Annotated in this window: 14 protein-coding genes and 1 riboswitch; of the genes, 7 read left to right on the forward strand and 7 right to left on the reverse strand. The window is 72.5% G+C overall.

Features of this window, described 5'->3' with window-relative positions; genetic code table 11:
* Positions 1-402 precede the first annotated feature (402 nt).
* On the reverse strand, positions 403-960 hold the full coding sequence (locus tag A6A29_RS21290; protein ID WP_073722021.1) for a MarR family winged helix-turn-helix transcriptional regulator: 558 nt from the start codon (positions 958-960) through the stop codon (positions 403-405).
* 133 nt (positions 961-1093) lie between these two features.
* Between A6A29_RS21290 and A6A29_RS21295 the strand changes: the two genes are divergently transcribed.
* Entirely contained in the window at positions 1094-2389 is a 1296-nt protein-coding gene (locus A6A29_RS21295; RefSeq protein WP_073722022.1) for an MFS transporter, read from the forward strand.
* Here A6A29_RS21295 and A6A29_RS21300 read toward each other — a convergent pair.
* Positions 2383-4164, reverse strand: coding sequence for an ATP-binding SpoIIE family protein phosphatase (locus A6A29_RS21300; RefSeq protein ID WP_073722023.1), 1782 nt, complete (start codon positions 4162-4164; stop codon positions 2383-2385). The two genes, A6A29_RS21295 and A6A29_RS21300, sit on opposite strands and share 7 nt — an antisense overlap.
* Before the next feature lie 228 nt (positions 4165-4392).
* A complete protein-coding gene (locus tag A6A29_RS21305; RefSeq protein ID WP_241838589.1) occupies positions 4393-5880 on the reverse strand; it encodes an NAD(P)/FAD-dependent oxidoreductase in 1488 nt (495 codons plus the stop codon).
* 344 nt (positions 5881-6224) lie between these two features.
* On the opposite strand from A6A29_RS21305, the gene A6A29_RS21310 reads away from it, so the two are divergent.
* Entirely contained in the window at positions 6225-7100 is an 876-nt protein-coding gene (locus A6A29_RS21310; RefSeq protein WP_073722025.1) for a TetR/AcrR family transcriptional regulator, read from the forward strand.
* 336 nt (positions 7101-7436) lie between these two features.
* On the forward strand, positions 7437-9461 hold the full coding sequence (locus A6A29_RS21315; RefSeq protein WP_073722026.1) for a sigma-70 family RNA polymerase sigma factor: 2025 nt from the start codon (positions 7437-7439) through the stop codon (positions 9459-9461).
* 136 nt (positions 9462-9597) lie between these two features.
* On the opposite strand, the gene A6A29_RS21320 is transcribed toward A6A29_RS21315, so the two are convergent.
* A complete protein-coding gene (locus A6A29_RS21320) occupies positions 9598-11709 on the reverse strand; it encodes an asparagine synthase-related protein (RefSeq protein ID WP_107468277.1) in 2112 nt (703 codons plus the stop codon).
* Between the two features lie 859 nt (positions 11710-12568).
* On the opposite strand from A6A29_RS21320, the gene A6A29_RS21325 reads away from it, so the two are divergent.
* From A6A29_RS21325 to A6A29_RS21340, 4 genes are all read left to right on the forward strand, one after another.
* Positions 12569-14164, forward strand: coding sequence for a sporulation protein (locus A6A29_RS21325; RefSeq protein WP_073722028.1), 1596 nt, complete (start codon positions 12569-12571; stop codon positions 14162-14164).
* A gap of 112 nt (positions 14165-14276) precedes the next feature.
* The gene (lhgO, locus tag A6A29_RS21330; protein ID WP_073722029.1) at positions 14277-15533 is read left to right on the forward strand and encodes an L-2-hydroxyglutarate oxidase; all 1257 of its coding nucleotides are present in this window, start codon (positions 14277-14279) and stop codon (positions 15531-15533) included.
* Complete coding sequence (gene trmB, locus A6A29_RS21335; RefSeq protein ID WP_073722030.1) at positions 15526-16449, forward strand: tRNA (guanosine(46)-N7)-methyltransferase TrmB; 924 nt, start codon at positions 15526-15528, stop codon at positions 16447-16449. The genes lhgO and trmB overlap by 8 nt, the downstream gene beginning before the upstream one ends.
* A 210-nt stretch (positions 16450-16659) precedes the next feature.
* Positions 16660-18282, forward strand: a complete 1623-nt coding sequence (locus A6A29_RS21340; protein ID WP_079182927.1) for a PrsW family intramembrane metalloprotease — start codon at positions 16660-16662, stop codon at positions 18280-18282.
* 40 nt (positions 18283-18322) lie between these two features.
* Here A6A29_RS21340 and A6A29_RS21345 read toward each other — a convergent pair whose 3' ends face one another.
* From A6A29_RS21345 to A6A29_RS21355, 3 genes are all read right to left on the reverse strand, one after another.
* Positions 18323-19276 (reverse strand): aldo/keto reductase, encoded by a 954-nt coding sequence (locus tag A6A29_RS21345; protein ID WP_073722031.1) that lies wholly within the window; start codon positions 19274-19276, stop codon positions 18323-18325.
* A 274-nt stretch (positions 19277-19550) separates the two neighbouring features.
* Positions 19551-20582 (reverse strand): M23 family metallopeptidase, encoded by a 1032-nt coding sequence (locus A6A29_RS21350; protein ID WP_073722032.1) that lies wholly within the window; start codon positions 20580-20582, stop codon positions 19551-19553.
* Between the two features lie 11 nt (positions 20583-20593).
* Positions 20594-20746, reverse strand: a riboswitch (cyclic di-AMP (ydaO/yuaA leader).
* Between the two features lie 241 nt (positions 20747-20987).
* A complete protein-coding gene (locus A6A29_RS21355; RefSeq protein ID WP_385731172.1) occupies positions 20988-22247 on the reverse strand; it encodes a PP2C family protein-serine/threonine phosphatase in 1260 nt (419 codons plus the stop codon).
* Positions 22248-22282 lie beyond the last annotated feature (35 nt).

Raw genomic sequence — 22282 nt, forward strand, 5'->3', positions numbered from 1 at the left:
TTTTCGCTTTCCAGTTCTTCGCTTTCGCGTTTCCCTTTCCGGCGAGTCCGACTCTATCAGATCCTTTCGGGCCTGATTCCCAGTCAGCGGGGCTTGTCTTCCCGGCTGTTGGGCCGTTCCGACGCTCAAACTCTAGCGGATTCTCCCGGCGGCTCATAATCGAGCCTCGAAATGAATTCCGGCATGCCGAAATTCTCCCCGGTGGGAGATCGTGCTGAGTTTTGGTTGCCGCGTTCGCGGCGGGATCGGCTGTCACAGAACCGTTCCGGCCCCGTGACAACTCGAAGAACCTTACGGATCGGGCGGGACTGTGTCAACCCCGCCGTGGGGCCGCCCGGAGCCCCTCTTCAGCGCCTCGCCGGAGACCCCTCGGAGCCCCTTCGGTGGCGGCCTCAGAAGGGGTCAGTCCAGGTCGGTGAGCCGGCCGCCCGCGTCCGGCTGGGCGTGCTCCACGCGGCGCAGCAGCCTGATCAGCATCTCGCCGAGGACTCCGCGCTCGTCGCCGGAGAGGTCCTGGAGAAGGTCCTCCTCGAAGTCGCTCGCCATACGCATCGCCTCAAGCCACTTCGTACGACCCTCGTCGGTCAGTTCGACGATGACGCGGACGCGGTTGTTCTCGTCCCTGTCCCTCGTGACCAGGCCCTCGCCGGCCATGCGGTCGATCCGGTGGGTCATGGCCGCCGGGGTGAGGCCGAGGCGCTTCGCGAGTTCACCGGGGCCCAGCCGGTAGGGGGTGCCGGCCAGGACGAGGGTTTTGAGGACCTCCCACTCGGCATTGCTGATGCCGAGGGCGGCGAGCTGTCTCCCGTACGCGACGTTCATGCGCCGGTTGAGGCGGCCGAGGGCCGAGACGACCTGTTCGACCTGGAGGTCCAGGTCGCGGAATTCGCGCTGGTAGGCGGCGATCTGCTCGTCGAGGCTCGGCTCGTGGAGGCCGGGCTGCTCGGTGGTGTCAGACATGGCGGGCAGTATGGCACGCCCTTCATCGCCATCGAAGTCCTTCTATCTGTATTGTTAAGGTTCTAATTTTAGTGCTAAAGTCTTCGAGTCTGATTCCTTCAAGATCTTGAGGTAGGTGAGTGTGACCAGGGAGATGGGCGCAGCGCTGCGGCGAATCCAGGTGGGGAGCGCGCTGAGCGCGTTCGGCCTCGGGTTCACCGTCCCGTATCTGTACGTCTATGTGGCGCAGGTGCGGGATCTGGGTGCCGGTACGGCGGGGGTCGTACTGGCGGTCTTCGCCATGGCAGCGCTGGCCGTACTGCCGTTCACCGGTCGGGTCATCGACCGGCGCGGGCCGCTGCCCGTGCTGGTCGTCGCCTCCGGTGTGGCCTCCGTGGGGGCCGCGGCGCTGGGCTTTTCGAGCAGTGTGACGACCGCTGTCCTGTCGGCCGCGGTCCTCGGTGCGGGCACGGCGGTCATGCAGCCGGCCCTCGCCACCATGCTGGTGTGGTGCTCCAGCACCGCCACCCGTACACGGGCCTTCGCCACGCAGTTCTTCCTGCAGAACCTGGGGCTCGGCCTCGGCGGACTCGTCGGCGGGCAGATCGTCGACACGAGCAGGCCGGCGAGCTTCACGCTGCTGTTCCTGATCGAGGCCGTGATGTTCATCGTGCTCGGCGTCGTCGCGGGAAGCGTGCGGATGCCCCGCGCTTCCCTCTCCGGCGCCAGGCCGAGCGACGGGGCCGCGGCGAAGGGCGGGCTGCGGGCGCTGCTCTCGCACCGGGCCATGGTGCAGCTGTGCGTGATGGGCTTCGTGCTGTTCTTCGCCTGCTACGGACAGTTCGAGTCCGGGCTGGCGGCGTACGGGACCGAGGCCGCCGGGATCCAGCCGTCGACGCTGGGGATCGCGCTGGCCGCCAACACCGCCGTCATCGTCGTGGCGCAGTTCGTCGTCCTGCGGCTCGTCGAGCGGCGGCGGCGCAGCCGGGTGATCGCGTGGGTCGGCCTCATCTGGGCGTTCGCCTGGATCGTGGCGGGATACGCGGGGCTCGGGCACGGGAGCCAGACCATGGCGACGGCCGCGTTCATCTCGACGTACGCCCTGTTCGGGCTGGGCGAGGCGATGCTGTCGCCGACCGTGGCTCCGCTGGTCGCCGATCTGGCGCCCGAGTCGATGGTCGGTCAGTACAACTCCGCGTTCGCCCTGTGCAAGCAGCTCGCGCTGGCGGTCGGTCCGGCCGTGGGCGGGCCGATGGGGGCGGCGCTGCACGGTCCGTACATCGTGACGTTCGTGCTGTTCTCCCTGGGTATCACCGTGCTGGCGCTGCGGCTGGGCCGTCGGCTCACCCCCCTCCAGGATCAGCCGTCGCTCGCGGCGGTGCCGTCGCGGGTGGTCGCCGTCTCCGTACCGGAGACCGAGCCCGCGGCGGCACGCGCCGCCGCTCACTGAGGCAGCGCGAACTCGCACCAGACGGCCTTGCCGCCGCCCGGGGTGCGCCGGCTGCCCCATGACGAGGCGATCGTCGCGACGATCGAGATGCCGCGTCCCGCCTCGTCCGCCGGTTCGGCGCGGCGGCGGCGCGGCAGGTGGTCGTCACCGTCCGCCACTTCGATGATCAGGCGGCGGTCCGTGCGGCGCAGCCCCAGGCGCATCGGCGGGGTGCCGTGCTGGAGCGAATTCGCCACGAGCTCGCTCGCGGCGAGGACCCCCAGGTCGCACAGTTCGACCGGGAAGCGCCAGGACGTCAGGACGCCGGTGGCGAAGGCGCGGGCGCGCGGCGCCGCTTCTATGCCGCCGAGCAGATCGAGCGACGCGTTGTGGAACAGCTCCGCGTTCGACCCCGTGCGGGCGGGGTGCTGGACCACCAGGACCGCCACGTCGTCGTCGTGTTCGGCGGTCACCCCGAGGGAACGGATCAGCCGGTCGCACACCACCTGCGGCGAGCCCTTGGCGCCGGACAGCGCACGTGCCAGGGAGGCCACTCCCTCGTCGATGTCCTCGCTGCGCCGTTCGACCAGGCCGTCCGTGTAGAGGACGGCGGTGGAGCCGGGCGGCAGCGGGATCGTGCCCGAGGTGTGCACCCAGCCACCGGTGCCCAGCGGCGGTCCGGTGGGGTCCGCGGCCCGGTGGACCGTGCCTTCCTCGTCGCGCACGAGGATCGGGAGGTGGCCCGCGGAGGAGTAGACGAGCAGGCCCTCGTTCGGGTCGTGGACCGCGTAGACGCAGGTCGCGATCTGGCTGGCGTCGATCTCGGCGGCGAGTCCGTCGAGGAGCTGGAGCACCTCGTGGGGCGGCAGGTCCAGCCGTGCGTACGCCCGCACGGCGGTGCGCAGCTGTCCCATGACGGCGGCGGCGCGGACCCCCCGGCCCATCACGTCCCCGATCACCAGAGCGGTGCGGCCCGCGCCCAGGGTGATGACGTCGTACCAGTCGCCGCCGACGGCCGCGTCCGTGCCGCCGGGCTGATAGGTGGCGGCGATCCGCAGGTCATCGGGCTGCTCCAGCTCCTGCGGGAGCAGGGAGCGCTGGAGCGTGACGGCCGTTTCGCGGTGCCGGCGCTCGCTGGTGCGGAGCCGTTCGGCGGCTTCGGCGTGGTCGGTGACATCGGCGGCGTACACGAGGACGCCTCCCACACCCTTGCCCGCGCCCTTCCTGTCCTTCTCCTTGTCCCTGGGTTTCGCCTTCGCCCTCCCCTTCGCTGTGCCTTCTTCTTCGCTCGCGTCGTCCCTCGCGGCCACGGGGGTGCAGGTCACGGTGTACGAGCCGCCGTCGGCGGTCTTGCGGGACTTGACCGTGCGGGGCGTGCCACTGCGGAAGACCTGGTCCATCAGCGGGAGGACGCTGAGCTCCGCGAGCTCCGGCATGGCCTCGGCGGCGGGGACGCCGGACGGGCGGGGGCCGAAGACGGCCTCGTAGGCGTCGTTGACGTAGGCGATGCGGTGGTCGGGGCCGTGGAGCAGGGCGACGGGCGCGGGAAGCGTGCCGAGGATCTCGCGGGCCGAAAGGTCGTCGAGGCCGGGGGCGACCGCCGGTGCCGGTTCCGGTGCGGGTGTGACCTCGGCGGGTGAAGGGGAGGGCGAGGTGGGCTCGCCGTCCGGTGGGGCGGGCGGGCTCTCCGGCCGGGCGTACTCGGCTCGCGCCGCGGGTACGGAACTGCGGTCGTCCCGCGCGGCGGCGCGACGCTGCGTTCCGGGAAGGCGGGCGCTCCAACGCGTGAAGTTCACGGAATCTCTGGCCTCGTGTGTCGGTCTGGTCCGCTCGGGCGGGCTGCTTCTTCTGCCGGGTCGGGGCGCCGGGGGCCGGACCCCGGGAAGGCGCAGCCGGGCCTCGTCATGCTGCTGGTGCGTCGCGGCTGGGCACTGTTGGTCACTGTCGGCCGGGTCACTCTGTGCAGGCGTGGGCCCACCTATGGTCACACGTCCAGTGTGACCGACCGTACTGACAGCCGCCGTTCAGCCGGATGTCTTCGGCGGTCCGTCGCCTTGGGAAGGGTCGCTTCCGTGGGGCGGGGTGCTACCGGGTGCCTGACGGTTTCCGGGGGCCGGGTGGTTTCCGGGGCCCGGACGGTTTCCGGGGTCGCCCGCCGCGAGGGCGAACTCGGCGCGTGGGTGTTCCAGGGAGCCGAGGGAGACGATCTCCCTCTTGAAGAGTCCCGCCAGGGTCCATTCAGCAAGGACGCGTGCCTTCCGGTTGAACGTGGGGACTCGGCTGAGGTGGTACGTACGGTGCATCAGCCAGGCCGGGTAGCCCTTGAGCTGGCGACCGTAGACGTGGGCGACGCCCTTGTGCAGACCGAGCGAGGCGACCGATCCCGCGTACGCGTGCCGGTACTCCGTGAGCGGCCGGCCGTCGATGGACGCGAGGACGTTCTCGGCGAGGGTCTTCGCCTGGCGGACCGCGTGCTGGGCGTTGGGCGCGGTCTCCGTACCCGGTTCGGCCGCGGTCAGGTCGGGTACGGCGGCGGCGTCGCCCGCCGCCCAGGCGTGCTCGTTGCCCTCGATACCGAGCGTGGCGGTGCACCGGAGCCGGCCGCGCTCGGTGAGCGGCAGGTCGGTGGCGGCCAGGAGCGGTGCCGGTTTGACGCCCGCGGTCCACACGAGCGTGCGGGTCGGGAAGCGGGAGCCGTCGCTGAGGACGGCGACGCGGTCCACGCAGGTGTCCAGGCGGGTTTCCAGGCGTACGTCGATGTTCCGGCCGCGCAGCTCCCGGACGGCGTACGTGCCCATTGCCTCGCCGACCTCGGGAAGGATGCGTCCGGACGCCTCGACCAGGATCCATTTGAGGTCCGTGGCCTTGATGTTGTGGTAGTACCGCGAGGTGTAGCGGGCCATGTCCTCCAGCTCGGCCAGCGCCTCGACGCCCGCGTAGCCGCCGCCGACGAAGACGAACGTCAGGGCGGCGTCGCGGATGGCGGGGTCGCGCGTGGCGGAGGCGATGTCCATCTGCTCGATGACGTGGTTGCGCAGGCCGATGGCTTCCTCGACGGTCTTGAAGCCGATGCCGAACTCCGCGAGCCCGGGGACCGGGAGGGTGCGCGATACGGAGCCGGGGGCGATGACGATCTCGTCGTAACGGATCTCCACGGCACCGGTGCCCTCCTCGCCGGTGGCGAGGGTGGTGACGGTCGCAATCCGTTTGGCGTGGTCGATGCGCTGCGCCTCACCGATGACGATCTTGCACTGGCCGAGGACGCGGCGGAGCGGCACGACCACATGGCGCGGTGAGATCGAGCCCGCGGCCGCTTCGGGAAGAAACGGCTGGTAGGTCATGTACGGCTCGGGCGTGACGACAACGATCTCGGCGTCTCCGCTCTTGAGTCTCTGCTTCAGCTTCCGCTGGAGACGCAGCGCTGTGTACATCCCGACGTAGCCGCCGCCGACGACGAGAATGCGCACACTTGGCCGGGTGCCGGGGGTCGTCCCCCGGAAATCTGGAGCCATCACCACCCCATGACGCAACGGAGTCGGGGGTTTGTCCACAGCCCCGGCAAATTGTGTGACCGGAGGATCCTGACGGCCCATCGGGGACCACACACCGCGGAAAGGTGCAGTTGCGCAGGTCAGACCTTGCGGGAGGCACGAGGGGATGGGGTGGAATCGGGAACCAACCGGCCCTTGCTCCGATCGGGGGGCGCTCCGTGCGGAACTACCCCCTTCTGAATTGACCCGGGCTCAACTATGTTCGTAACCCGTCGGGGTGTCGGGTTCGGACTAGGTTGTGATCCGCTCCCCGACCGACACGGCGGGGAAGTCTCCGGGGGGAGACGTCATAACCGGGGGAAGTTATGCACATTCAGGATTCGCATTGGCAGGCTGCTGTCTCGTCCTCGTCCGAGGGCAACGGGCGGCTGAGCTCGGTGGGGGCGGTCGGAACCATAGGTTCGGCGGCACCGCTCGGGGCGGTGGGACCGGTCGGATCGGCCGTGACCGTTCCGTCGGCCGGAGGCAACGGGGGCACGCCGCGTTCGGCGCCGCTCCGCGTGGACGCACAGCGCAACCTGGAACATGTCCTGCGAGCCGCACGTGAAGTGTTCGGCGAACTGGGGTACGGCGCTCCGATGGAAGACGTGGCACGCCGCGCCAGGGTCGGGGTCGGCACCGTCTACCGGCGGTTCCCGAGCAAGGACGTGCTGGTACGGCGGATAGCCGAGGAGGAGACCGCCCGGCTGACCGAGCAGGCGCGGACGGCCCTGGGGCAGGAGGACGAGCCCTGGTCCGCGCTCTCCCGCTTCCTGCGGACATCCGTGGCGTCGGGTGCGGGACGGCTGCTGCCGCCGCAGGTGCTGCGGGTCGGGGCCGCCGCGGACGAGCCCGGCGCGGCGGTGGGTCCGGTCTCCGGCGACATCGGCGACGAGACGCGTGTTCCGCAGCAGCGGCAGAGCCTGGGCCAGCCCGATCTCCGGGTGGTCCCGCAGCGCTCCGCGGCCGTGGACGGTCTGGACGACGACGATTCGGGAGCGGCCGAGCTGTTGGAGATCGTGGGCCGACTGGTGAACCGTGCGCGGGAGTCGGGTGAGCTGCGCGGTGATGTGACGGTGGCCGACGTGCTCCTGGTCATCGCCACGGCCGCGCCTTCGCTGCCCGACGCCGCTCAGCAGGCAGCCGCTTCGACACGGCTGCTGGACATTCTGCTGGAGGGGCTGCGGTCCCGCCCCGCGTGACCGTGTCTGCGTGACCGTGTCCGCGTGACGGTTTCCTGCGTGACGGTTCCTGCGCGGTCGGTGTCTGTTCGGCCCGGTCGGTCGGCTTCGGTCGGCCGGGCACGGGCGGGACGGACCGTGCGGCGGCCCCGCTCCGGTGGACCGGCACCCGGTGGACCGGCACCCGGCGGCTGAAGATCGCCGAGAAGCATTCCCCGAATGAGGGATGGCTAGTGCTCCCATTCGGAAAAACGCCCCGGATGAGTGGTTGGCAGGGCTGACCGTTCATGGCCATGGGGCCGTGTGGCACTCTTGCCCGGTGTTCGGGTCCGAAGGGTGCATACGGGGGCTTCCGCTGTGAGCGGTGACGGGCAACAGGAAGAACCGCTCGACGGGATCGCTGCCGCGAGCGGAGGCACGGGGACGGAGACCGGTGGGCTGCCCTCGGGGCAGGTGCCGAGTCAGGCCGGACGCGTACGGTCGGACGATGATGCCGAGGGCGGCACCGTGCTGCCCGGCCCGTGGCCCGCGCCGGTCGACAGCGCCCCGTCCGCCGACGGCCTGTCCTCCCCCGACTCCTCCGACTCCTCCTCCACCGGCCCGGCGGGCAGTGCCGGGATCGCCGTTCCGTCGCAGCGGGAGGGCCGCGGCGGTGCCGCCGACCTCGGGCTGTCCGACGTCCAGCTGATCCAGGGCATGCGGGCCGGTGACGACGGCGCGTACGAGGAGCTGTTCCGGCGGCACTCGGGCGCGGTGCGCCGCTACGCCCGCAGCTGTTGCCGGGACGGGCACACCGCCGACGACCTGACGGCGGAGGTCTTCGCACGGACGCTGCAGGCGGTACGCGGTGGCAAGGGGCCGCAGGAAGCGGTTCGGGCCTACCTCATGACCGCTGTCCGCCATGTCGCCGCCGCCTGGACGAAGAGCGCGAAGCGGGAGCATCTGGTCGATGACTTCGCGGTGTTCGCCGCGCAGGCGTCGCGTACCTCCGAGCTGTCGGACGACGACACCCTCGACCTCGGCGCCGACGTGATGGCGATGCACGAGGCCGAACAGACGATGGCCATGCAGGCGTTCCGCAGTCTGCCGGAGCGCTGGCAGGCGGTGCTGTGGCACACCACCGTGGAGGAGGAGTCGCCGAGCGAGATCGCCCCGCTGTTCGGTCTGACCGCCAACGCCACGGCCGTTCTGGCCAGCCGGGCCCGTGAGGGACTCAAGCAGGCGTATTTGCAGGCCCATGTGAGCCAAGCGCTCACGACGGGCGGCGACTGCGCCCAGTACGCCGACCGGCTCGGCGCCTATGCCCGGGGCGGTCTGCGGATGCGGGCCGAGCGCGGGCTGCGCAAGCACCTGGACGAGTGCGCGCGGTGCCGGGTCGCGGTGGGCGAGCTGGACCATGTGAACGCCGGGATTCCGGCGCTGCTCCCGGTCGCGGTCATCGGGTGGTTCGCCGCCGGGTACTCGCTCAAGGCCGCGGGCATCGTCGCGGGCGGCGTGGCGGGAGCCGCGGGCGCCGGGGCCGCCGCCGCGGCGACCGGCGGAGGCGCGTCCGGAGGTGCGGCCGGTGGTGCCGCCGCGGAAGGGCTCGGGGCTCCGGTGAAGGCCGGGATCGCCGCGACGGTGGCCGTGGCGGCCGCCGCCGGACTGGTGTGGGCGCTGGTCGGCGACGACCGGCCGGAACCGAAGCCCGTCGCCAAGCCGCCCGCGGTGGCGCCCGCGGTGCCGGCTCCCGCACCGCCGCCGAAGCCGAAGCCTCCGGCGGCGCCCGCGCCGCCGGCACCGGCTCCGCCGCCCGAACCGAAGCCGAAGCCCACGCCCACACCTACGCCCATACCTACGCCGAAAGCCACGCCCAAGCCCACACCGAAACCCACGCCCCCGGCGCCGAAGCCGCCCGCGCCGAAGCCCACGCCTCCGCCCAGCCCGAAGCCGCCGCCACCCGCCCCGACCGTCTACCAGGTCAGCGAACTCGGCTACACCCTGCTCGGGGACCACACCGAGCCCGAGGTGGTGTTCGGCGACAGCAGCTGGCTCTGGCAGCGCTCCCAGGTGTCGATCGCGTCCACCTCGTACGCGCCCGGGGTGACGGTGCACGCCAATTCATCGGTCACCATCCAGCTGAACCGGGAGTGCACCCGCTACGAGGCGAAGGTCGGCATCGACGATCTGACGATGGGGCTCGGCTCCGTGCGTTTCTCCGTCTTCGACGGGGCCGGTGTCCGGCTCTGGCAGTCCCCGGTCATGGAGGGCGGCGAGCCCGCCGTTCCGGTGAGCGTGGGCATCGGCGGTCAGTCGTCGATCCGGCTGGTCGTGGAGGCGCAGTCGCCGCTCGGCGGCGTGGGACTGGCCAACTGGGCGGAGTCGAGGATCAGCTGCCGGTGAACCGGCAGCGGTGACCGGACAGCGGCAGCCGGAAACGGTGACCGGGACGGGCCGGGCCGGGAACGGTGACCGAGCGGCGCCGAGCCGGAAGCGGTGAGCCGGAGCGTCGGCCGCCGGTGAACCGGGCCGCGGACGGTCACGGCTGGAGGGTGCGTCCGGAAGGGACCACTCCGCCCGCCACCGCGCGTTGGCGTGGAGCCGCCGTGCCCGTCCAGCAGGTGCCTCGGCGGGCGAGGAGGCGGCGGAGCCAGAGTTCCGTGGAGGCCAGGTCGGCCAGCCCGTCCAGCGGGAGGGGTTCGCCCTCGGAGGCGGCGCGCAGGGCCTTGCGTACGACGCGTGCCTCGACCAGGCCCGCGTCCGCCAGCAGCGGGGCGTCGAACAGCGCCATCAGCTCGGGGAGCGCGGCGCGCAGACCGGTGCGGGTGGCGACGGCCGAGGTGGCCTGGGACGGGGCTCCCCAGCCGGGCGGGAGGTCGTGGATGCCCGCGCCGCCCAGGACCCGGCGCAGGATCGCGGCCCGTGCGCCTGGTTGGACGCGGAGGGATTCGGGAAGGGCGCGGGCGGCCCGGACGACCTGGTTGTCGAGGAACGGGGCGTGGAGGCGCTGGCTGCGGACCTCGGCGGCCTGCTCCAGGATGCGGTGGTCGGCGGCGCTGCGGGCGAGGGCGGCGCGGGCGCGGGCCTCTCCCGGGCGCTGCACGGAGGTCGGCCGGATCGCCGCCTCCTGAAGACGAACCGCCACTTCGGCCAGGGCCTCCCCCGTCAGCCAGCGCGCCGCGGGTCCGGGGCGCGACCAGGCGAGGGCGGCGAGCGAGGCGTCGGCCGGGGTGTCGAGGTCGGGGGCGTAACGGTTGGCGTCGGGCAGCCGGTCGGCCGCCGTCTCCAGGCCGGTGCGGTACGACGTACGGGCCAGCCGCCGCGCCGCGCGGTAGAGCGTCAGCGGGACGAACAGGGAGCGCGCCGAGGGGCCTTCGGCCTTGGTGAGGGCCACCACGGGGCGCAGGATGTGGCGTCTGCGCCGGTCCATCAGCAGGTCGGCGAGGCGGGCCGGGTGCGCGTCCAGCACCTGCCGGGCGCCGTGGCCGACGAAGTGGTCGGCGCTGCCCGCGGCGAGCCGGCGGCGGTGACGCTCGGAGACGACCAGGGAGGGGGCCGGTTCGTCGGTGAGCGGGCCGCTGTCCAGCGCCGCGTACGGCAGTGCCTCCTCGCCCGCCGCGACCACCACATGGTGCAGGCGCGGGTTGGCGGCGATGGCCCGGGCGCGTTCGAGTTCGTCCTCGTGGCCGCGGGTGGTGAGGTCGTTGAAGGTGACCGCGAGCAGCCGCTCCCCCGCCCCCGTGCCGTGGCCGAGGAGGGTGCCGGGCAGTCCGGGCAGTCCGGAGGCCAGCAGCGCGAGGGTGGCGGACGCGCTGCCTCCGGAGAGGTCGGCGCCGACGCCCGGTACGGGTGCGCCGCGCGCCGCGCGGCGTTCGGCGGGTCCCATGCCGGGGACCGGTCCGGGGTCCGGCGGCAGGGTTTCCGGGGCGTGGCGCGGGGCGGTGAGCCGGGCGCGTACCGCTTCGACGAGCGCGTCCCGTACGCCCTCGACGGCGTGCACCGGGTCGGCCTGGGGTGCCGCGACGGCGAGCGAGGCCACCGCCTCGTACCCGGTGATCTCGCGCGAGCCCTCGCGCAGGATCAGCGCGTGTCCCGGCGGGACCCGCTTCACACCGACGTACGGTGTGCCGTCGCCCAGCGCCTCCGGTGTCTCGGGGCAGGCGAGCAGGGCGGCCAGGTGGCCGATGTCCAGCTGGGCCTCGATGAGGTCGGCGAGGGGAAGGGCCGCGGTGGCGTAGGCGGTGCCGTTGGCCCAGGGCGTATGGAAAACGGGCCGGGCTCCGGCCAGGTCCCCCGCGACGGTGATCCGGCGGCCGATCTGCACGACGGCCGTGTAACTGCCCGGCCAGGCGGTGAGATGCCGCATCGCCCCGCCGCGTGCGGAGAGCAGCCCGACGCGCAGCTGTTCGTCGGTGGCCCCGCAGCAGCCGAGGACGGCGAGGCGCGCGGTGGGGGCGCCTTCGGGGGTCGCGGCGTTGATGACGCGGATCTCGTCGGGGCGCCAGTCACCGACGGCCCAGAGCGGATCGGGGTCTCCCCACAGGAGTTGGGAGCCCACGGGCTGGACCGTGCGCCCCTCCCCGCCGGCACCGACCGCGCCGACGGTGCCGAAACTCGCGGCGATACTGCTCCACCCCACCAACCAACGCATCGCCGCCTCCACAGGCTGTGGACAAAGCGGCGCACATGGAGAATCGGGACACCGCTGCGGGACATGCTGCCACGACAACGGCGTACGGGAGGGGGTACGGGCAGCGCACGCCGGAAGGGCATGCGCCCCTGGCAAGGGCCCGGCACCGCTTCCCGGGGGCGAGCGGCGGCGTATCCACAACGGAACGATGGCTTCCGGGTGTTGTGGAGCCGAAGCGTCAGCCCCGAATGGCCGGTGCGGCGTTCCGGCCGCCCGGTTGACCGCCCGCACGAGCGGTCGAAATCCGGCCATAGTCGGACCGTTGACCAGAGCATCACCCCAGCGTCGTCATTCAGCCATTCTCGGCGCGCGCCGCAACCGGCGATTGTCCGCTTTCACCCCCCGCGCCGAGCGGCTCCACGCACAGCCCGGGAGGTGGGCCTCACCTCCCGGACCGGTCCGCCGCCCGCGGGGAATGGGGCGGCAGTATCCCCCAGCCCACTGAGTCCAGTACAGCGGGCCGACCCACGCAGCATCCATGGAAGCCCTCCCGGAGCGGGCCGGGCCAGAGCGCACGGCCGGGCGCACGGCCACACAACAGGAGCACGCCGGACCCTGCCCGGCACACGCCCGGGATTCGAACACCGGCCGCCCGCACGGACAACAATCCCGCCATCCGGACGCTCGCCCCTTAACGGTAGGGATGCGGCGAACTACGCTGGGTTTACTGATGTTCTCAGCAGGGCGGCATATTCCCCGGGGCTCGGCCAAATGCGTGTGCAGCCGGAGTGACGGGGTTCGAACCTGGGGAGGCATCGGCACGAATGCCGCGCGCCGCCCTCGGTGTCGCGGCGGCTGTCTGTGTGTCGAGGGGTGGCGCATGTCCAGGGAGCAACGCGGGCCGAACGAGAAGCTCGGCACGGTTCTCGCCCTCGCGGGAATCAGTAACGCCGGGCTCGCCCGGCGGGTCAACGACCTCGGAGCACAGCGCGGTCTGACACTTCGCTACGACAAGACCTCGGTGGCCCGGTGGGTCGCCAAGGGCATGGTGCCGCAGGGCGCCGCGCCCCATCTCATCGCTGCGGCGATCGGCGCCAAGCTCGGCCGGCCGGTCCCGCTGCACGAGATCGGGCTCGCGGACGCCGACCCGGCGCCCGAGGTCGGACTCGCCTTCCCGCGTGACGTGGGCGAAGCGGTGCGGTCGGCGACCGAGCTGTACCGACTGGATCTGGCCGGGCGGCGGGGCGGCGGCGGAATCTGGCAGTCGCTGGCGGGGTCGTTCGCCGTCAGCGCGTACGCGACCCCTGCCTCCCGATGGCTGATAACCCCCGCCGATCCCTCGGTGGCGCGGGACTCCGCGGCTGCCCGGGTCGCCATCCTCGGCGCACAGGGCGCGCAGGGCGCGCAGGGCGCGCAGGGCGCGCACGGCGCTCAGAACCTGCGGAGCGCACTCGGCCCGTCGGGCGCGCCGGGCATGCCCGGCGCACTGATCGGACACGGTGCGCAGGGGTCCGTGCCCCTGCAGCCCGGCCCGGAGTCCGCGCCCGACGCCTCGCCGCTGCGGGTCGGCCACAGCGATGTGGCCAAGCTGCGCGAGGCGGCCCAGGACGCGCGCCGCTGGGACTCCAAGTACGGCGGCGGGGACTGGCGTTCCTCCATGGTTCCGGAGTGCTTACGGGTCGACGCCGCACCGCTGCTCCTCGGCTCCTACAGCGACGAGGTGGGCCGCGCCCTCTTCGGCGCCTCGGCCGAACTGACCAGGCTGGCCGGGTGGATGGCCTTCGACACCGGCCAGCAGGAAGCCGCCCAGCGCTACTACATCCAGGCCCTGCGCCTGGCCCGAGCCGCCGCCGACGTACCGCTCGGCGGGTATGTGCTCGTGTCGATGTCCCTCCAGGCGACCTACCGCGGCTTCGCCGACGAAGGGGTCGACCTCGCGCAGGCCGCCGTCGAACGCAACCGCGGGCTCGCCACCGCCCGCACCATGAGCTTCTTCCGGCTGGTGGAGGCGCGGGCGCACGCGAAGGCGGGGGACGCGGCGGCCGCGGCGGCCGCGCTCAAGGCCGCCGAGGGCTGGCTGGAACGGTCCAGGGCGGGGGATGCCGACCCGTCGTGGCTCGGCTTCTACTCGTACGACAGGTTCGCGGCCGACGCCGCCGAGTGCTACCGCGACCTCAAGGCGCCCCGGCAGGTGCGGCGCTTCACCGAGCAGGCCCTGTCCCAGCCGACCGAGGAGTTCGTCCGCTCGCACGGACTGCGGCTCGTCGTCTCCGCGGTGGCCGAGCTGGAGTCGGGCAATCTGGACGCGGCGTGCGCGGCGGGGACCCGGGCGGTCGAGGTGGCGGGCCGGATCTCCTCGGCGCGGACCACGGAGTACGTACGCGATCTGCTGCACCGGCTCGAACCGTACGGGGACGAGCCGCGCGTCGCTGAGCTGCGCGAACGGGCCCGGCCGCTGCTGGTGGCCCCGGTCTGATCCGGCGCCCGCCCCGGGTCCGCGGGGCCGGGATGTGCGCCACGTCCTGCCCGTCCCGGGTTTGAGCCGGTTGTCAGTGGGTCAGTGCACTATCGGGGTGGGAGGTGGCGTGATGATGACGCACGCGGCGTACGACTGCGATGTGCTGGTGATCGGCGGCGGGATCGTCGGTCTGTCGACCGCGTATGCGATCACGCGGTCCGCTCCGGGCACCCGGGTGACGGTGCTGGAGAAGGAACGGGGCCCCGCCCGCCATCAGACCGGGCGCAACAGCGGGGTGATCCACAGCGGCGTCTACTACCGCCCCGGTTCCCTCAAGGCCCGCTACGCGGTGCGCGGCGCCGCCGAGATGGTCGACTTCTGTACGGAGCACGGCATCGCGCACGCGGTGACCGGCAAGCTGATCGTCGCGACCGAGCGGTCCGAGCTGCCCCGGCTGCACGGCCTGGTGCAGCGCGGCCGGGAGCACGGACTGCCGGTGCGGGAGCTGGGCCCGGCGCAGATCGCCGAGTACGAACCCCATGTGCGCGGACTCGCGGCGATCAGGGTCGGGACGACCGGGGTGTGCGACTTCAAGGCGGTCGCCGCACGGCTCGCGACGGAGGTCACCGCGGCCGGCGGCCTCATCCGGTACGGGGCGGAGGTCACCGCGATCGACCGGCGCCCCTGGGGTGTCGCGGTGCGAACGGCGGACGGCCTCGTCGTCCGGGCCCGGGTGCTGGTCAACTGCGCGGGGCTGCACTGCGACCGGGTGGCACGGCTGGCGGGCGACGACCCGGGAGTGCGGATCGTGCCGTTCCGGGGGGAGTACTACGAGCTGGCCAGGCCGGAGCTGGTGCGCGGGCTGGTCTATCCGGTGCCGGACCCGGCGTTCCCGTTCCTCGGGGTGCATCTGACGCGGGGCTTCGACGGCTCCGTCCACGTCGGGCCCAACGCGGTGCCGGCCCTCGCCCGGGAGGGGTACGGCTGGCAGGTCGTGCGCCCCCGTGAGCTGATGGAGACGCTGAGCTGGCCGGGCTCCTGGCGGATAGCCCGACGGCACTGGCGGTACGGGGCGGGCGAGGTGCACCGTTCGCTGTCGAAGCGCGCGTTCACTCTGGCCGTCCAGCGGCTGCTGCCCGAGGTGAGCGAGGACGATCTACGGCCGTCGCCCGCCGGGGTCAGGGCCCAGGCGGTCCTGCGGGACGGCACGCTGGTGGACGACTTCCTGATCCGCGAGGCCCCGCACACCGTGCACGTGCTGAACGCCCCGTCGCCCGCCGCCACGGCCTCGCTGCCCATCGGCAGGGAGGTGGCACGCCGGGCACTGCTGCGGGCTCGCGGCGCGGGGTGGAAGCCGCCCGCCGTAGAATCGGGTCATTGTGTCTGAGCAGCCTGTGAACCCCACTCCTGATGCCCCTGACGCACCCGGTGCCCCCGGTACCACCGGTGCGGACGACGTGGCTAGCGCCCCTGGCGCGAACGACGTGGCCGATGCCCCCGGTGCGAACGATGTGGCCGATACCGCGGACGACGCCGCTGCCCGGCGTGCCGCCTCCTTCGAGCGGCAGCGCAGGCTCCGCCAGGAGCCCCGCTTCCCCGGCGGTCCCGCCGCCGACCCGGCGGGCTCGCACCACGAGCGCCGGATCCGCAGTTTCCAGCCGCGCCGCAGCCGGGTCACGACCGGGCAGGAGGACGCCCTCCAGCGGCTGTGGCCCATGTGGGGCCTGGACATCGACGGGCTCCGCGTCCTGGACCCGGCCGAGATGTTCGACGGGCTGCCCGTCGTCCTGGAGATCGGCTTCGGCATGGGCGAGGCCACCGCGCAGATGGCGGCCGACGATCCGGGCACCGGCATCCTCGCCGTCGATGTGCACACCCCCGGCCAGGGCAATCTGCTCGGTCTCGCGGACCGGAACGGCCTGACCAACATCCGGGTGGCCAACGGTGACGCGGTGATCCTGCTGCGCGAGATGCTGAAGCCGGACGCGCTCGACGGACTCCGGGTGTTCTTCCCCGACCCCTGGCCCAAGGCGCGGCACCACAAGCGGCGGCTGATCCAGCCGGAGTTCCTGGACCTGGTGGCCCAGCGGCTGAAGCCCGGAGCCGTGATCCACTGCGCGACGGACTGGGAGCCGTACGCGGAACAGATGCTGGACGTCCTCACCGCGCACCCCCTCTTCGAGAACACCGTGGCGGACGGCGGTTACGCCCCGCGGCCCGCATTCCGGCCGCTGACCCGCTTCGAGGGGCAGGGTCTGGACAAGGGGCACGTCGTCCACGACCTGCTGTTCGCCCGCGTCTGACCGACGCGGCACGCGGGCAGACGCGGGCGCACGGTCCGGGCCGGGACACGGGCAGACCCGGCGCACGGTCCGACCCGGCGCACGGCAGGGTCGGCATACGGCCGGGTCGGCATATGGACCGACGCGGCGCACGGCCGGGGACCGTTGCGAACCGGCCGTGTCCCCCGGCGCCCGTGGTCAGGTGTCGGTCCCGCTCGTTAGGGTCATGGGGTGTCCGACGGGTCCGTGCAGCATCAGCAGCCGCAGCCGGCCGTCCCGGTTCTCCAGGAGCGTCAGCTCGGCGAGATCCTGGGCGCCGTGCCGGAGCGTGGCTGGCGATACCGGCCGCGCCGCGTCGGCATGGTGTGGCGCAGCAAGGCCTTCCGCGCAGGTGCGGTGATCGTCGCGCTCGCGCTGTGCGGGCTGGTGATCCTGTCCCTGGTCCGTGAGCAGACCGGCACGGAGGGGTTCCTGGTCGGGCTCGGGCTGGCCGTGCTGCCCGTGCCGCTGCTGATGGCGGCCTTCCGCTGGCTGGACCGGGTCGAACCGGGCCCCTGGCGGAATCTGCTGTTCTCCTTCGCCTGGGGCGCGTGCGCCGCCGCACTCGTCGCGATCATCGCCAACTCGTTCGCGACCCGCTGGATCGCCACGGCCACCGCCGACCCGGCGAGCGCCGACACCCTGGGTGCCACGGTGATCGCCCCGGTCGTCGAGGAGAGCGCCAAGGCGGCCGCGGTCCTGCTGATCTTCCTGTTCCGGAGACGGGAGTTCAGCGGCATCGTCGACGGCATCGTGGTCGCCGGATTCACCGCGACCGGCTTCGCCTTCACCGAGAACATCCTCTATCTGGGCAACGCCTTCGGTGAGGACCAGCAGCTGGGGATGACCGGGTTCGCCTCGGTGACCGCCGGGACGTTCTTCGTACGGATCGTGATGTCGCCGTTCGCGCACCCGCTGTTCACGGTGCTCACCGGCATCGGCTTCGGGTTCGCCGCGGTCGGCGCGCGGCGCCACCGGGTCCGCCGGATCGCGCTGCCGGTACTGGGCCTGGTCCTCGCGATGGGCCTGCACGCCCTGTGGAACGGTTCGTCGGCCTTCGGCCCGTACGGCTTCTACGCGGTGTACGGGGTCTTCATGGTCCCGGCGTTCGGGCTGGTGACCTGGCTGGCGGTGTTCTCGCGCCAGCGGGAGCTGCGTATGCTCTCCGCCGAGCTGCCCGCGTACGCGGCGGCGGGCTGGCTGACCCCCGCCGAGCCGCTCGCGCTCTCCTCGATGCGGGCGCGTGGCATGGCCCGTGATCTGGCCCGCCACTGGCACGGCCACCCGGACCGGAACCGCGGCAGGGCGGCGGCACGGGCGGTCGCCGAGTACGAGTCGTTCGCGACGTCCCTGGCCGTACTGCGCCGACGGGCCCGCCGCGACACGGCGGGCCCGGACTTCGCCGCGCGGGAACGGGAGCTGCTGCATCACCTCTGGCAGCGCAGGGACATCGCGGGCCCGGCGCTGACGTACGCGGCCCACGCCACGGGCCGGCTGCGCGCACACCTCCGCCCCCCGGTCCCGCCGTACGGCGGGCCGTTCCCGCAACGGCCCCCGTACGCGTACGGGGCACCGCAGACCCAGACGCAGACGTACGCGTACGGGGGCCCGGGGACGCAGACGTACCCCTCCGGGTACCCGAACGCGGGCCCTGCCCCGCAGCCGTATCCCCACGGCGCGGCACCGCGGCAGCCGTATCCGTACGGGCCGGTGCCGCAGACGTTCCCGATGCCTCAGCAGCGCGGGACGGAGCCGCACGGCGCGCCGCACCCCCAGTACGGCGGCCACAACCCCTACCTGCGTCCTCCGCAGTAGCCCGGCGCCCGCTGTCCGGGCGGGTGGATCAGGGGGTGGATCAGGCGGATGCCTCGGTGAGCTCCGCGAGTTCCTGGTCCGTCAGGCGCAGCTCGGCGACCGCGACCAGCGCGGGCAGCTGCTCGACCGTACGGGCCGAGGCGATCGGCGCGACGACGGTCGGCCGGGAGGCCAGCCAGGCCAGGGCGACCGTGGCGATCTCGGCCTCGCGCTCCTGGGCGATCCGGTCCAGGGCGACCAGCACCTTGCGGCCCTGCTCGGACTCCAGGTGCTGGGCCGCCTTCTCGGCGCGCGCGCTGTCGACCGAGGTGCCCGGACGGTACTTGCCGGTGAGGAAGCCCGAGGCCAGGGCGAAGTACGGGACGGCGGCGAGCCCGGCGCGGGCGGCGGTGTCCTGGAGGGCGCCCTCATAGGTGTCGCGGGAGACCAGGTTGTAGTGCGGCTGGAGGGCGACGTAGCGGGCCAGGTTCTCGCGCTCGGAGAAGTCCAGGGATGCCTGGAGCCGCTCCGGGCTGATGTTGGAGGCGGCGATCTCGCGCACCTTGCCGTCCTTCACCAGCTGGTCGAGGGCGGTGATGATCTCCTCGACCGGGACGGTCTCGTCGTCGAAGTGCGTGTAGTACAGGTCGATGTGGTCCGTGCCGAGCCGCCGCAGCGACTCCTCGGCGGCGGACTTGATGGTGACGGCGGAGAGCCCCTTGTACGAGGGGTGGGCGCCGACCTTGGTGGCGACGACGATGTCGGACCGGTCGGCGCGCGAGGCGAGCCACTTGCCGATGACGGTCTCGGACTCGCCGCCCTCGTTGCCCGGGACCCAGGAGGAGTAGGCGTCGGCGGTGTCGATGAAGTTGCCGCCCGCCGCGGTGTACGCGTCCAGGACGGCGAAGGACTGTGCCTCGTCCGCTGTCCAGCCGAAGACGTTGCCGCCGAGGGCGAGGGGGAAGACCTGGAGGCCGGAGGAGCCGAGCGGGCGCAGAGAATTCGCAGAAGTCATGATGGGTTCAACGAGAGCACCGGAGAGGACTATTCCGCGTGGGCGGGAGCCTCTGCGCCGGTGCCGTCCGCCGTCCGCCGTCATCGGTCCGCCGTCATCAACTCCGCCGTCATCCGTCTGCGGAGGCGGGGCCCCGGGCGTTGTGCCCCCATCACCCGTACGGCGGACGCCACGCGCTGTTCTCCTGCGGACAGCGGACCGGCAGCCCTGACGTCGGGGGGTGTGCGTCAGGGCTGCCGGGGTTCGGGTGCGCCCGCGGGGCGGGCGCGGGGGCTCAGACCGTGAGCCCCTTGCTGCGCAGCCAGCTCATCGGGTCGATGCCCGCGCCGCCCCCGGTGTGGACCTCCAGGTGGAGGTGGGCACCGGTCACATTGCCGGTGGCACCGACGCGCCCGATGGTGTCGCCGGTGGAGACCTTCTGGCCGGCCGTGACATTCATCGTGGACTGGTGGCAGTACCAGATCTCCGTGCCGTCATCGAGTTCGAGGACAGTGCGGTAGCCGTACGAACCGGAATAGCCGGCCGACTTCACCGTGCCGCTGTGCACGGCCTTGACCGGGGTGCCGGTCGGCGCCGCGAAGTCGAGGCCGGTGTGGTGGCCCGAGGACCACATCGGGCCGGACTGGCCGTAGGTCGAGCTGATGCTGTACGAGGAGGTCGGCAGCGCGTAGCTGGCGGCGAGCTTGGCGAGGCGCTCGGCCTCCTTCTTCTTCTTCGCCGCCTCTTCCGCCTTCTTCTTCTCGGCGGCGATCTTGGCCTCGGCCTTGTCCTGCTGCTTCTTGGCGTCGGCCGCGGCCTTCTCGGCCGCCGCCTTCTCCTCCGCGGCCCTGACCTCGGCGTCGGCGTTGGCCTGCTGCTGCTCGGCCTGCTGGAGGATGCGGGCGCGGAGCGCCTCACCGGCGTCGGTCGTGCCCTGTTCGGCTTCGGCGCTGGTGATGCCCGCGGAGGTGAGCGGAGCCGCCGAGACCGGGGTCTTGTCCGCGTCGTCGGACATGAAAGCGCCGACGCCGGGAAGGGACTTGGCATCGGGGAGGTTGTCCGCGAGGGAGTCAGGAAGGGAGATGGAGACCGGCGGCTTGCTCTGCGCGGTGGCCATGCCGCCCGCGCCGACGGCCGCGATGACACCGACGCCGAGGACGGTGGAGCTACGGGCGAGTCCCCGCTGCTTGGCTACGCGGTGCCTGCCGCGTACGGGCCGGATGGACTCCTCGGTGGGATTCCATTCCTCCCAGGTCCTGTCCGCGTCACCGAAGTTGTCGGTGGCGAAGGGTGACGGGGCCTCGGGGGCAGGCTTGTTGGACGCCACGTGGGCGCACTCCTTTCCTTCCTTCTCGCCTACCGGGTTAGCTGACGGGTTCGGAGCAGGAAGGTCTCCTACGGGCTCCTCTGCCTCTCACGAGACACAGGTGTCCGATTCACCCCATGTAGGTGGTTCCCCGGTTCCCTTGCGGGATTCGGCGCTCGCGCACGGTGCCGCCTCTTGCGACGACTGGGACGACCGCGCTGCGTTATCGAACGTTAATAGACTGATGGGCCCTATTCCAAGCTCTTCCCACTGATCGTTCATGACTTTGGCCTGGACTTAACGGGTACAAAGGGGCGGAATCGGGCGAGTTGAATCGAGCTTGACCATTACCCAGTTTCTGACGTTGCGTCAAATGTTATGCGGAGCGGCGTCCTTCAGTCACGTACGGTGGTATCGCCCCCCGGCTCATCCGCCGCCGCGGCCCACGATCTTCACCGTCGTCCGGCGCTCGGGCTGTCCCTCGGCCGGCCGCCCCACCGCGAGAAGTGCCATGTCGTCAGTGGACCGGCCACCGGTGTGCAGCCGTACGTCGTCGGTGAGCGCGGAGAGCAGTTCCTCGGGACCCGGGAAGATCCGGCCCCGCAGCCGCGTCGCCGGGTCGTAGAAGGCCCCGGACGGGTCCCGGGCCTCGGAGAGGCCGTCCGTGAACACCAGCAGCGTCGCCCCGGCGGGCAGCGCCCACTCATCGGCCCGGTCGGGCCACACACCCAGGTTCATGCCGAGCGGCAGCGCCGGCACGGCCGGAGCCAGCACCTCCACCGCCCCGTCGGAGTGGAGCAGAATCGGCTCGGGGTGCCCGCGGTTGACGATGCGCAGGTTCGTCGAACCGGGCGGGATCTCCGCGAGCACGGCCGTGATGAACCCCTCCATCGCGTCCAGCCCGCCGCGCCGCGTCCCCTCCCGCGCCAGCGCCCGTTCCAGCCGCTGCGCGACCCCCTCCAGCGAACGCTCCTGCTCGGCGGCCTCCCGGAACGCCCCGATGATCACCGCCACCGCCTCGACCGCGTCCAGCCCCTTGCCCCGTACGTCGCCGACCACCAGACGTACCCCGTACGGGGTGTCCGCGACGGCGAACAGGTCACCGCCGACGAACTCGTCCGCCTGCGCCGCCTCGTACCGCGCGGCGACATGCAGCCCGCCGATGCGGTCGTCCGGGGTCGGCAGCACGGCCCGCATGGCCGTCGCCGCGATGAACCGCGCCGAGGCCAGCTGCTCGTTGCCGCGCCGCACGACGCCGTTGATGACCAGGGCGAGGACCGAGGCGGTGAGCACGGTGGCCAGCTCGGTGACCGGGACGGCCCGGGTCAGCGTCCCGGCGTACGCGTGCAGCCCGACGACGGCCAGGACCGCCGCCACTCCGGTACGGACGGTGCTGGCCAGCGAGAAGAACGGTGCGGCCATCAGCGGTGCCGCCACGAACAGCGGTACGGCGGTGAAGGTGGGCGGGGTCCCGATGTCGAAGAGCAGTCCGCCGCCGATCATCAGGGCGGGCAGCGCACGCACGAACCGCCGGGCGCCGCGGCCTCCTGGGCGCCCCCCGCCGCCACGCGCCGGGAAACCGAAGGCGGAACCTCCCAGGCCGCGCGCCGGAAGACCCGGAACCCTTCGGCTCCAGGCGCGGGGCAGCCCGGCAGGTCCCCCACGCCGTCTGTCCCGCTTCCCCACGTGTGCACTCCTGCCCGGTCCGCCCACGGCTGCGG

This window comes from Streptomyces sp. TSRI0281 (assembly GCF_001905125.1).
GTDB lineage: Bacteria > Actinomycetota > Actinomycetes > Streptomycetales > Streptomycetaceae > Streptomyces.

Excerpts from the sequence above, each read along its gene's own strand:
- A6A29_RS21290 (WP_073722021.1), bottom strand. The coding sequence starts at position 960 with ATGTCTGACACCACCGAGCAGCCCGGCCTCCACGAGCCGAGCCTCGAC.
- A6A29_RS21295 (WP_073722022.1), top strand. The coding sequence starts at position 1,094 with ATGGGCGCAGCGCTGCGGCGAATCCAGGTGGGGAGCGCGCTGAGCGCG.
- A6A29_RS21305 (WP_241838589.1), bottom strand. The coding sequence starts at position 5,880 with ATGGCTCCAGATTTCCGGGGGACGACCCCCGGCACCCGGCCAAGTGTG.
- A6A29_RS21310 (WP_073722025.1), top strand. The coding sequence starts at position 6,225 with ATGCACATTCAGGATTCGCATTGGCAGGCTGCTGTCTCGTCCTCGTCC.
- A6A29_RS21320 (WP_107468277.1), bottom strand. The coding sequence starts at position 11,709 with ATGCGTTGGTTGGTGGGGTGGAGCAGTATCGCCGCGAGTTTCGGCACC.
- A6A29_RS21325 (WP_073722028.1), top strand. The coding sequence starts at position 12,569 with ATGTCCAGGGAGCAACGCGGGCCGAACGAGAAGCTCGGCACGGTTCTC.
- lhgO (WP_073722029.1), top strand. The coding sequence starts at position 14,277 with ATGATGACGCACGCGGCGTACGACTGCGATGTGCTGGTGATCGGCGGC.
- A6A29_RS21345 (WP_073722031.1), bottom strand. The coding sequence starts at position 19,276 with ATGACTTCTGCGAATTCTCTGCGCCCGCTCGGCTCCTCCGGCCTCCAG.